The organism is Streptomyces sp. NPDC014894, from assembly GCF_043080985.1.
In the GTDB taxonomy this organism is placed as follows: domain Bacteria; phylum Actinomycetota; class Actinomycetes; order Streptomycetales; family Streptomycetaceae; genus Streptomyces.
The window spans coordinates 37956-48633 of record NZ_JBIBWD010000014.1; the positions used below are offsets into that span (position 1 = coordinate 37956).

Sequence of the window (10678 nt, forward strand, 5' to 3'; positions counted from 1 at the left end):
GCACGGAGCCCTGGGTGACGGCGACGCCCTTGGGCTCGCCGGTGGAGCCGGAGGTGTACATCACATAGGCGAGCCGGCCGGGGGAGAGCGGTTCGGGGGCCGGGCGCGGCCCGGCCTCGCGACCGCCCGACTCCGTGCCGGAGCCGGTGCCGTTGCCGGTGCCGGTGCCCTGCGGGGCGTCGGCAGCCTGGCCGGCCGGGACGCCGGAGGCCGTTCCGGCCGGTGCGCCCGGGGCCGCGGCCCGGCCGTTCGGCGCGGTGTGCCGGATGGCGTCCGCCCTGCGGCTGGACGCGCTGGACCTGCTGGACGCGCTGAAGTCGCCGGAGTCGCCGGAGTCGCCGGGGGTGCCCGGGGCCGTTCCGGCCGGTGCGGCGGCGGCTGTGGACCGGCCGTGCGGCGGGGGCTTGCGGACGCCGTCCGTCCGTTCGCCGGAGCCGTCGGCGCCGCCGGAGTCCCGGGACTCGCCGGAGAGCGTTCCGGCCGGTGCGTCAGGAGCCGTGGTCCGCCCGTGCGGACGGGTCTCGCGGGTGTCCTCCGTACCCTCCGGGGCGGAGTCGAGCGGGGGACGGAGCACCGGGATCCCGAGGTCGCCGAGGGCGTCGTCCTCCGTGGCGATCAGGACGACGGCGCCGGAGTCGGCGAGGACGGCGCGCAGGCGGGCGGGCGGCCAGTCGGGGTGCAGGGGGAGGAATCCCGCGCCCGCCCAGGCGGTCGCGAGCAGGCTGACGACCAGCTCCGCCGAGCGGGGCAGGAGCACCCCGACCACCCGGTCGGGCCCCGCCCCCGCCGCGCGCAGCCGGCCGGCGAGCGCGGCGGCCCGGTCGGCGAGCCCGGCGTAGCTGAGGAGCGGACCGCCGCCCAGGGCGCTCACGGCGGTGGCGTCGGGCCGGAGTTCCGCCAGCGCCGCGAAGGCCGCCGCGATGCCGGGGGCGGTACGGGCGGCGGGCGCGGGCCCGCTGAGCAGCCCCGGGACCCCGGTGACGCCGTCGGCGGGGGCGAGCGGCAGCTCGACCCGTCCGGCCGGGGTGTCGGGGCGGTGGGCCAGGGTCTCCAGCGCGTGGGCGACCAGCCGCAGGATGTGCTCGGCCTCCGGTGCGCCGGTCAGCTCCGGCCGGTGCTTGAGGACGAGCCGCAGCACGCCTTCGCGCAGGGTCACGGCGAGGGTGAGCGGATAGTGGGTGGCGTCCCGGCCGCCGATGCCCCGTACCTCCAGTCCGGCGGCCCGCTCGCTCGCGCCGAGGGCGTCCTCGTCGAACGGATAGTTCTCGAAGACGGTCATCGTGTCGAAGAGCGCGGGCAGTTCCAGGGCCCGCTGGATGTCGGCGAGGCCCATGTGCTGGTGGTCGAGGAGGGCGAGCCCGCGACGGTGCAGATCGGCCACGATCTCGCCGAGGGTCCGGCCGGGAGCCGGGCGTACCCGGGTCGGCAGGGTGTTCACGAAGAGCCCGATCATCGACTCCACACCGGCGAGTTCGGCGGGGCGACCCGAGACCGCGCCGCCGAAGACCACGTCGTCACGGCCGGTGAGACGGCCCAGAACGAGCCCCCAGCCGGCCTGCACCAGGGTGTTGAGGGTCGTACCGCAGGCCCGCGCGCGCTCCTCCAGGGCCCGGGTGAGACCGGGATCGAGGGTGAGCGCCGCCTCGGCGGGGAAGCCGGGGGCGAGCCCGGCCGCGTCCGGGGCGATCAGCGTGGGCTCGGCCGTCCCGGCCAGCGCCTCCCGCCAGGCGTCCAGCGCGCCCGCCGTGTCCCGGCCGGCCAGCCAGCCCAGATAGTCGGAGAAGGGGCGGCGCGCCACCGGCTCCCCGCCCGCGTACCGGGTGAAGAGGTCGGTCAGCAGCAGCGGCGCGGACCAGCCGTCCAGCAGGAGGTGATGGCTGGTGAACAGGAGCCGGTGGCGGTCGTCGCCGAGCCGGGCGAGGGTGAAGCGGAGCAGCGGGGGGCGGTCCGGGTCGAAGCGCCGGGTCCGGTCCTCCTCCGCGAGCGAGGCGAGCGCCGCGAGCGCGGCGGAGGCCCCGGGCGCGCCGGGAGCCCCGGGAGTGTCGGGAGCCCCGGGGGTGTCAGGCGTGTCGGGTGCGCCGGAACCGGGCGGACCGGCGGCGGAGGATCCGGGTGCGCCGGCCGCCGCCCGCAGATCCACCTCCCGCCACGGCGGCTCGGCCCCGGCGACGGTGTACTGCACCAGCGCGCCGGTGGACAGCTGCCGGAATCCGGCCCGCAGACCGGCGTGCCGGGCGAGCACCGAGCGCGCCGCCTCCCGCAGCCGCGCGGGGTCGAGCGCGCCGTCGATCTCCAGCTCCAGCTGGACCACGTAGACGTCCGTCGCCGAGGCGTCGGCGAGCGCGTGGTAGGCGAGCCCCGACTGCAGCGGGGAGAGCGGCAGCGCTCCGTCCAGGGCGGGGCGCGCCGCCTCCAGTTCGGCGATCTCGGCGAGGTCCAGCGACAGCAGCGGGAAGTCGGCCGGGCTGTGACCGGCGTAGCCGGATTCGGTGTGCCGGTCGGCCAGCTCGCGCAGGGCCCCGGTGAAGCGGGCGGCGATGCGTTCGACCCGCCGCCGGTCCAGGGCGTTCTCCGCCCAGGTCCACCGGACGGTCATCACGGGACCGTCCGGGCCGTCCAGGGTGGAGGCGTTGATGTCGAGCTGATGTCCGTCGAGAAGGACCGGCGGTCCCGGTTCCCCGGCCGTCACGGCGTCCGACTCGGGCGCGGGGGCCCAGTGCCCGCCGGGGGAGCCGGCGGCGAACCGGCCCAGGTAGTTGAAGGCGACCCGGGCGCCGCTGGGCGCCTGGCCGTACAGCAGCCCGTAGCCCGCGCCGTGGCCGGGCACGGCGCGCAGCTGCTCCCTGACCCGTTTGACGGCCCGGCCGGGGCCGCCGCTCCCGGCGTCGAGCCGTACCGGGTACTGGGTGGTGAACCAGCCGACGGTACGGGAGAGTTCCGCGCCCGGGACCAGCTCCTCGTGGCGGCCGTGGGACTCCAGATCGACCAGGAGTCCGCCGTCGACGGCGTGGGCGAGCGCGGCGAGGAGCAGCTCGTCGTGGCGGGCGTGGAAGGCGTCGGCGACCCGGCTGAGCAGGGGGCCGGTCAGCTCGGCGGGGATCCGGGTCAGCAGGGTCCCCGCCGTCCCCGTCCCGCCGCCCGGCGCCCGGGTGCGCCCGGACCCGGTGTCAGACCCGGTCCCGGTCCCGGTCGTGGTCCCGGTCCCGTTTTCGTCGTCCGGCTCCTCGGCCCGCCCGGCGCCGGGCGGGCCGAACGGCTCGGGGGCGTCGCGGAGCGTCGCCTCCCAGTGCGGCAGTTCCGCCCGGTGCGCGCCGGCCGACGCGGTGATCCGCCGGGCCCAGTGCCCGAAGGAGGTGGTGGGCCGGTCGGGGGCGAGGCCGGTGGCGACGGCGGCGGCCAGATCGGGCAGCAGGATCCGCCAGGAGACCCCGTCCACGGCGAGATGGTGCACCGTCAGCAGCAGCCGGCCGTCCGCCGGTCCGCGCCGGAACCAGACGGCGCGCGCCGTCCGGCCCTCGGCCGGATCCAGCGCCGCCGCGGCCGCCGCCGACTCCGCCGCGATCAGCTCGCGCAGCCGCCGCTCGTCCGCGCCTTCGGCGTCGACCGCCGTGAGGGGCACGGAGGCGGAGGCGGCGGGCTCCAGGACCGTGGCCCCGTCCTCGGCGGTCGCCGTACGGGCGCGGAGCATGTCATGGGCCCCGGCGAGCTGGTCGAGCGCCGTGCGCAGCCGGTCCTCGGAGAGGTCGGCGGGCACGGTGACCAGCATCGACTGGTGGAAGGCGCGCCAGTGCCCGGGGTGCCGGGCGAGCCAGGACATCACCGGGGTGAGCGGTACGGGACCCGAGTCGGCGCCCGCGTCCGGGGCGTCGGCGCCCGAGCCGTCCGCCCCCGAGACGTCCGCGCTCCCGGGCAGCCGTGCCACGGCCGCCGCCAGCGCCGCCGGGGTGCGGTGCTCGAAGATCTGGCGGGCGCTGAGCGCGTATCCCGCCCGGCGGGCCCGGGCCACCAGCTGGATGGAGGAGATGGAGTCGCCGCCGAGGGCGAAGAAGGAATCCTCCCCTCCGGCCCGTTCCACCCGCAGCACCTCGGCGAAGAGGGCGGCGAACTCCGCGGCGGGCCCGTCGAGCGGCGCGTCCTCGCCGCCGCCCAGCACGGGGACCGGGAGGGCCGGGCGGTTCACCTTGCCGTTGGGGCTCAGCGGCAGGGCGTCGAGCCCGACGATCACGGAGGGCACGAGATAGTCGGGCAGCTCCCGGGCGAGCGAGTCCCGCAGCGCGCCCGCGTCCACCTCCGCCCCCGGCTCGGGCACGGCGTAGGCGGCGAGATACCGCAGCCCCGGGGTGTCCTCGCGCAGCAGGGCGACGGCCTGCCGCACGGACGGACGGGCGGTCAGCGCGGCCTCGATCTCGCCGAGTTCGATCCGGAAGCCGCGCAGTTTGACCTGGTCGTCGGCGCGCCCCAGATACTCCAGCTCACCGTCCCGGTTCCAGCGGGCGAGGTCTCCGGTGCGGTACATCCGGTCGCCGGGCGCGCCGTACGGATCGGCGAGAAAGCGTTCGGCGGTCAGCCCGGGCCGCCGGTGGTAGCCCCGCGCCAGACCGGATCCCGACGCGTACAGCTCTCCCGCCGTCCCGGGCGGGACGGGCTGGAGCGCCGCGTCGAGGACGTACACCCCGGTCTCGGCGACCGGCCGCCCGATCGGCACGGGTCCGTGGCCGCCGCCCGCCGCGCACCGCCAGAGGGTGGCGTCGACGGTGGTCTCGGTGGGGCCGTACGAGTTGAACATCCGGGTGCGCGGGGCCCAGGCCCGCACCAGTTCGGCGGTGCACGCCTCGCCCGCGACGATCAGGGTGGTGCCCGGCGCGACGGCCGAATCGGGCAGGGTGGAGAGCACCGCGGGCGGCACGGTGAGATGGGTGACGCCGTGCTCGGCGAGGAAGTCGCCGAGCGGCGGCCCGAGCCGGCGGTCGGCGGGGACCATCTCCAGGGCGGCGCCGGAGAGCAGCGCCATCACGATCTCCCAGACGGAGGTGTCGAAGCTGAGCGAGGCGAACTGGAGCACCCGGGAGCCGGGGCCGGCGCCGAAGCCGTCGATGACGGTCCGGGCGAGGGCGGGCAGCCCGGAGTGGGAGACGACGACTCCCTTGGGGCGGCCGGTGGAGCCCGAGGTGTAGATCATGTACGCGGCGGAATCGGGCCGGGGCCGCGGCAGCGCGGTCCGCCGGGCCGGGGGAGCGCCGGGGAGAAGAGGAGCCGGGGCGAGGACCGGCAGACCGTCCGGGACCGCCGCGCCGGGCACCGCGACCGCCAGCGCGGGGGCGGCGTCGGCGAGCATGTACGCCACCCGGTCCGCCGGATAGTCCGGGTCGACGGGGAGATACACCGCCCCCGCCCGCACCACGGCGAGCAGCGAGACGACCGCCTCGACCGTACGGGGGAGCACGACGGCGACCCGGTCCTCGGGCCGTACCCCGCGTTCGACGAGGTCCCGCGCCAGCGCGTCGGCGGCCGCGTCGAGTTGCGCGTAGGTCAGTTCGATCCGCTCCGGACCGGTCAGGGTCGCTCCCGCGAGCGCGGGCGCGTCCGGGTGCTCGGCGGCCACGGCCGCGAAGAGCGCGGGCAGGGTGGCGTCGTCGGCCGGGTGCGGCCGGGCGGCGGCGGGCCGGGCGAGCAGCGCGGTCCGCTCGGCGGGGTCGAGCACGTCCAGCCGGTGCAGCGGGGCTCCGGGGTCGGCGACGGCGGCCGTGAGCAGCCGTACCAGCCGTCCGGCGAGGGCCTCGGCGGTGGCGGCGTCGAAGAGGTCGGTCGCGTACTCCAGCACGCCGTCGACACCGTCGACGCCCTCCCGCTCGGCCAGGGTGAAGGTGAGGTCGAACCGGGCGGTGTGGCCGCCGGCCGGATAGGCGCTGGTCGTCACGCCCGGCAGCCCGATCTCGCCGCCCGCCCGGTTCTCGTGGGCCAGCATCACCTGGAAGAGCGGGTGCCGGGCGAGGGAGCGATGGGGGCTGATCGCGTCCACCAGGGACTCGAAGGGCAGATCCGCGTGGGCGTAGGCGGCGAGGTCCGCCTCCCGCACCCGCTCCAGCAGCTCCGCGAAGCTCGGGTCGCCGCCGGTGTCCGTGCGCAGCACCAGATTGTTGACGAAGAAGCCGACGAGATCGTCCAGCGCGGCGTCCTGACGGCCCGCCACGGGCGTGCCGATCACCACGTCACTGCCCGCGCCGGTCTTGTGCAGCAGCGCGGCGAGCGCCGCGTGCGCCACCATGAACATCGAGGCGGCGCCGGTACGGGCCACCCGGCGCATGCCCCGGTGCACCTCGGGCGGGACGGTGAAGCGGGCGAAGCCGCCCCGGTGGGTGGGCTCCGCCGGCCGGGGCCGGTCGGCGGGCAGCCGCATCTCCTCGGGCAGCCCGGCGAGCCGCTCCCGCCAGTGCTCCAGCTGCGCGGCGAGCACCCCGGCGGGCCCGGCGGCGACCGGGCGCCGCGCGTCCTCGAGGGTGTGCGCCGCGTCGGTCGCGTCGCCGCCGGGCGGGGGACCGGCGGGATGCGGTACGAGCGCGCCGCCGGCCGCCCCCGCCGCGCCCTCCTCCGGAGGAAGCTCGTCCGCCGTGCCGAGGATGTCGTGCTGCCAGAGGGTGTAGTCGGCGTACTGCACCGGCAGCGGCGGCCGGTCCGGCGCCAGGCCCCGGCGGCGGGCCCCGTACGCGTCGGCCAGATCGCCGAGCAGAGGCCGCGCGGACCACTGGTCGGCGGCGATGTGATGGACGACCAGGGCGATCACATGCTGCTCGGCGTCCAGCCGCAGCACGGTCGCCCGGAGCGGGATCTCGTGCTCGATGTCGAAGACCGCGCGGGTCAGCTCCGCCACCCGCGCGTCGAGGACGTCGCCGGTCACCTCCGTCACCGTCAGCGGGTCCGGCAGCTCCGCCACCGGCAGGATCTCCTGACGGGGCCGGCCCTCACCGGCCGGGAACACCGTCCGCAGGCTCTCGTGCCGGGCGACCAGGTCGCCGATCGCCGCGCGCAGCGCGGGGAGGTCCAGCGGCCCGGTGAGACGGGCCACGAAGGGGATGTTGTAGTGCGCGTTGGGCCCGTGCAGCTGGTGCAGGAACCAGAGCCGGCGCTGGGCCGGGGAGAGCGGGATCTCGGCCGGGCGGGGGCGCGGCAGCAGCGGCGGCCGGGCGGCCCCCGCGGATCCCGCCCTGCGGGCCAGCGCGGCCACGGTGGGGGCCTCGAACACGTCCCGCACCGAGAGCTGCACGCCGAACGCCGAACGGATCCGCGACGCCAGCCGGGTGGCGAGCAGCGAATGCCCGCCGAGGGCGAAGAAGTCGGCGTCCGCGCCGACCGCGCCGCGCTCCAGCACCTCGGCGAAGAGCCCGGCGACGATCTCCTCCCGGGGGCCCGAGGGGGCCCGCGAACCCGCCTCGGCGCCGTCCTCGGGCTCGGGCAGGGCGCGCCGGTCGAGCTTGCCGTTGCCGGTGAGCGGCCAGGCCGCGACCGGGACGATCGCCGCGGGCACCAGATAGTGCGGCAGCCGTGCGGCGAGCGCCTCCCGCAGCCGGGCCGGGTCGAGCGGGTCCGCCGTCCCGGCGGTCGCGTAGCCGATCAGCCGGGTGCCGCCGCCGGGGGCGGGACGGGCCAGCACCTCGGCCTCGGCGACGCCCTCCAGCGCGGCGAGCGCCGCCCGCGCCTCGCCGGGCTCGACCCGGAAGCCGCGGATCTGGACCTGCTCGTCGGCGCGTCCGAGATAGTCGAGTTCGCCGTCCTCCGTCCAGCGGGCGAGGTCTCCGGTGCGGTACATCCGGCCGCCGGGCGGGCCGTACGGATCGGCGACGAAGCGGGCGGCCGTCAGCGGGAGCGCCCCGAGATAGCCGCGCGCCAGGCCCGGCCCGGAGACGTACAGCTCGCCCTCGGCCCCCGGCGCGACCGGGTGGAGCGCCGAGTCCAGGAGACGGACGCCCAGGTCCTCGATGGGCCGCCCGATGGGGCTGCGGGGCCCGGACCCGTCACCGGGTCCGCCGGGGCCGTCCGCGCCGGCGGATCCCTCGCGCTCCGGTTCCGCGTCCAGCGGATGGTGGGTCACATGCACCGTGGTCTCGGTGATGCCGTACATGTTGACCAGTTCCGGCCCGTCCTCGCCGTGGCGCTCCCGCCAGGCCGTGAGCCGGTCCGGGTCGAGCGCCTCGCCGCCGAGGACGACGGTGCGCAGCGCGAGCGGCGCGGCGTCCGGAGCGGCGCCCAGCACCGAGTCCGCGAGCTGGTGGAACGCCGACGGGGTCTGATTGAGCACCGTGACGTGCTCGGCCCGCAGCAGCGCGGCGAAGTCGTCGGGCGAGCGGGTCACGGAGGCCGGCACGACCACGAGCCGGCCGCCGGTGAGGAGCGCGCCGAAGATCTCCCAGACGGAGAAGTCGAAGGCGTACGAGTGGAAGAGGGTCCAGACGTCGTCCGGGCCGAATCCGAAGTCGCCCTCGGTGGCGTCGAGCAGCCGCAGCACATTGCGGTGCTCGATCACCACGCCCTTGGGGCGGCCGGTGGAGCCCGAGGTGTGGATGACGTACGCGGTGTCCCCGGGGCGGAGTCCGACGGGCGGGGCGGTGCCGGGCAGCGCGCCCAGACGCTCCCGTACGGCCGGGTCGTCCAGGGCGGTCCAGCGGACCCCGGTGAACTCGCCGGCGGGAACGTCCGTCGTGGTGAGGCCGGTGACGGGCCGGGCGACGGCCAGCTGGTCGGCGACCCGGGCGCCGGGCGCGTCGGGAGGCAGCGGCAGATACCCCGCGCCCGCCTTCAGAACGCCGAGCACGGCGCAGATCTGGAGCGCGGAGGGGTGCAGCGCCAGGGCCACGAGGTCGCCCCGCCCGGTCCCGTGCTCCCCGAGGAGCCGGGCGATCCGGCTGGACTCGGCGTCCAGTTCGGCGTAGCTGAGGCAGGCCGTGCCGTCGGTGACGGCGACGGCGTCGGGATCGAGGGCCGCGGCGGCCGCGAACCGCGCGACCAGGGTGTCGTCCGCCGGGGCGCTCTCCCCGTCCGCCGGGGCCCCGTCGTCCAGGACCCGCCTGCGGTCCTGCTCGGTGAGCAGCTCCACCGAGCCCACGGGCCGCTCCGGATCGGCCGCCAGCGCGTCCAGGACACGGACGAAGGCCGCGCCGAGGGCCGCCGCGCGCGCGGGGGCGACCAGATCGGGGCGGTGGCGCAGGGCGATCCGGGGCTCGGGGCCGGGGTGGATCACCAGGGTGACCGGGTAGTGGGTGGCGTCCTCGCCCCGGACCGAGGCGACGGTCAGCCCGCCGGCCCGCTGCGCCTCGGCGAGCCCGGCGGAGTCCACCCCGAAGTTCTCGACCACCAGCAGCGAGTCGAAGTGCGCCCCGGGCCCGGCGATCTCCCGGATGCGGGCGAGCCCGAGATGGTGGTGGCCGAGGAGTTCGGCGCGGTCCCGCTGGACGTCGCGGGCCACCGCGCCCAGGGAGCGCCCGGACGGTGCGCGGACCGCCGCGGGCAGGGTGTTGATGAAGAGACCGATCATCGACTCCGCGCCGTCGAGTTCGGCCGGCCGGCCGGAGACGGTGGTGCCGAAGACGACGTCGGCGCGGCCGGTGATCCGGGCCAGCGCCACTCCCCAGGCGGTCTGGTGGAGGGAGGCGGCGGTGAGCCCGCGCTCGGCGGCGAGCGCGGTCAGCCTCTTGGCGGTGGCGGCGGAGATCCTCAGATCGAGCTGCCGGGGCGGCTCGGCGACGGCGGCGGCCGTTCCGGCGGTCTCGGGGACCAGCAGGGTCGGTTCGTCGGCGCGGGCCAGCGACCGCCGCCAGGCCGCCTCCGCCGCGTCGCGGTCCTGGACGGCGAGATGGGCGAGGAAGTCCCGGTACGGGCGCACCGGGGGCAGCGGTTCGGCGGCCGCGCCGCTGTGCAGGGCGTACGCCCGGAACAGCTCCTTGCCGAGCAGCGGCATCGACCAGCCGTCGAGCAGAATGTGATGAGCCGTCAGGACGAAGGTGCACGACTGGTCGTCGAGCCGGATCAGGGTGAACCGCAGCAGCGGCGGGCGGGTCAGGTCGAAGCGGTGGGCGCGCTCCTCGGCCAGCACGCGTTCGCGCTCGGCGGCCCGCTCGCCCGGGGAGAGGGCCCGCAGATCCCGCTCCCGCCAGGGCGTCTCCCAGCCGCGCGGAATGGCCTGTACGGCGCGTTCGAGACCGTCCTGGAGGAAGGCGGCCCGCAGATTGGGGTGCCGCGCGAGCACGGTGCCGGCGGCGGCGCGGAGCGCGGCCGGGTCGATCTCTCCGTGCAGCTCGAACACGAGCCGGAGGGTGTAGACGTCCGGCGCGGAGGCGTCGAAGCCGGCGTGGAAGAGGAGGCCCTCCTGGAGCGGGGTGAGCGGGAGCACGTCCTCCAGCCCGGCGGTGTCGCTGCCGCCCCCGCCCCCGCCTCGGCCCTCGCCGTCGCTGCCGCCCGGGCCGCCGGGGGCCCCGGCCTCCCGGCCGCCGTTCCGGTGCGCGGCGCCGCCGGAGCCGTTGTACGACGCTCCGGTGGCTCCGGTGGCTCCGGTGGCTCCGGGCGTTCCGGCGGGCCGGTCCCGCCCCGGAGCCGTGGTCCCCGCGCCGGCCCCGTCGGGACGATCCTGGGAATCGTTCTGCCTCATCGCTTCGCCGCCCCTGCCGCCGCCGTCACTGACACCGCTCCC

General features: G+C 77.3%; 1 protein-coding gene (running past one end of the window). It reads right to left on the minus strand.

The features are described from left to right. Positions 1-10636: the 5' portion of an amino acid adenylation domain-containing protein gene (locus ACF089_RS28580; RefSeq protein ID WP_392032495.1), read on the minus strand. Its footprint begins 6107 nt before the window's first position; 10636 of the gene's 16743 nt are visible here — the first part of the coding sequence; it begins with the start codon at positions 10634-10636; its stop codon lies beyond the left edge, outside the window. Positions 10637-10678 lie beyond the last annotated feature (42 nt).